The sequence below is a fragment of the Mesorhizobium sp. M7A.F.Ca.CA.004.12.1.1 genome, from assembly GCF_003997835.1.
Classification (GTDB): Bacteria; Pseudomonadota; Alphaproteobacteria; order Rhizobiales; family Rhizobiaceae; genus Mesorhizobium.
In genome coordinates this window covers 1-1,088 of the sequence record NZ_RZRK01001262.1, presented here as the reverse complement: position 1 = coordinate 1,088, position 1,088 = coordinate 1, and the positions used below count along the sequence as shown (strand labels likewise).

General features: G+C 63.5%; 1 protein-coding gene and 1 pseudogene. Both read right to left on the bottom strand.

The features are described from left to right. A pseudogene (locus EN984_RS35645) lies at positions 1-315 on the bottom strand (HEAT repeat domain-containing protein); the annotation flags it as partial. A 56-nt stretch (positions 316-371) separates the two neighbouring features. Beyond that, a partial coding sequence (locus tag EN984_RS35640) for a YaiO family outer membrane beta-barrel protein (RefSeq protein ID WP_127384404.1) occupies positions 372-1,088 on the bottom strand: 717 nt, incomplete at its 5' end.

Genomic DNA, 1,088 nt, shown 5'->3' with positions numbered 1-1,088 from the left:
CGCCAGCATCTCGGCCGCGTGGACGCGTTCGGCGCCGTTGCCTTTTTCAAGCTGGGTGCCGACAAGGGTCGGCAGGCCACATTCATTGAAGGCTGAAAGGAGCTCGTCGTGCTCCTCGCCACGCAACAGCGAAATAAACTCGAAGCCGGCATCGATCGCCACCCTCGCCGGTACCGCAAGCAGCGCCGTCTTCAATGCCTCGCGATCCCGATTTTCGGTGAAGGCGATCAGCGCCGTCAGAAGAAGGCGCCGCTGATCGGCGCCCGCCGTCCCCCGGCGCTCCTGCAATACCCGACGCACGATCAGCAGAAGCATGATCGCCAGGGAAAGGGCACTGAGCAGGATGGATAGGTGCCAGATGTACAACATGATCAGAACCGCGCGGTTAGGCCGAGCCCGAATGTGGTTCGGTCGAATGTCGGGCGCTGCTCATGGGCGAGGCTGCCGCGCAGCGTCAGCGGATCGGTAACGTCCCAGGAGATGCCGGCAAAGATGGTACGCGTCGGCACCAGCGAGCCGTCGGAGATCTCGGGGGCATCCGCATAGCCACCAAACACATTGACGCTCGGGATAACTGCAACATCGGCTCGCAGGACATAACCATCGGCGCGCGTGCCGATGTCGTCGGCTGCGTGGACCCAACGTGCCGAAAGCCCCAGCCGGCCGTCCAGGACATAGACCTGCACCCAAGGCGAGATTGTGGTGACCTCGGCGGTGGCGAAATTGTCATAGCGAGCATCGATGTTGAGCGAGAACGGACCGAGCGCTTTCGCGGGCGCCATGATCCGCCACGAAGCGCCGGCCCCGACCGAATATCGTGCCAGGAAGTCGGCATCCGGCGTCGCCGCTGCCAGCACATAGGCCGAAACCGTGGCCGAAAAGGCCTGGTCGATGCGGCCGTCGATCTGAACATCGGTGCGACCGTAGCGAGTCGCCATCCGGGTGTGGCCCGAAATGGTCGTCTGCGGGGTGAGCCGATAGGCAAGGCCGGTCGAACTGTCTGTCCAATCACCAAGTCCATCGGTGAGGTCGCTCACTTCGCTACCGATATCGAGCCGCCATTTGCGCGGCGGTGGTGCGGCCAGTCT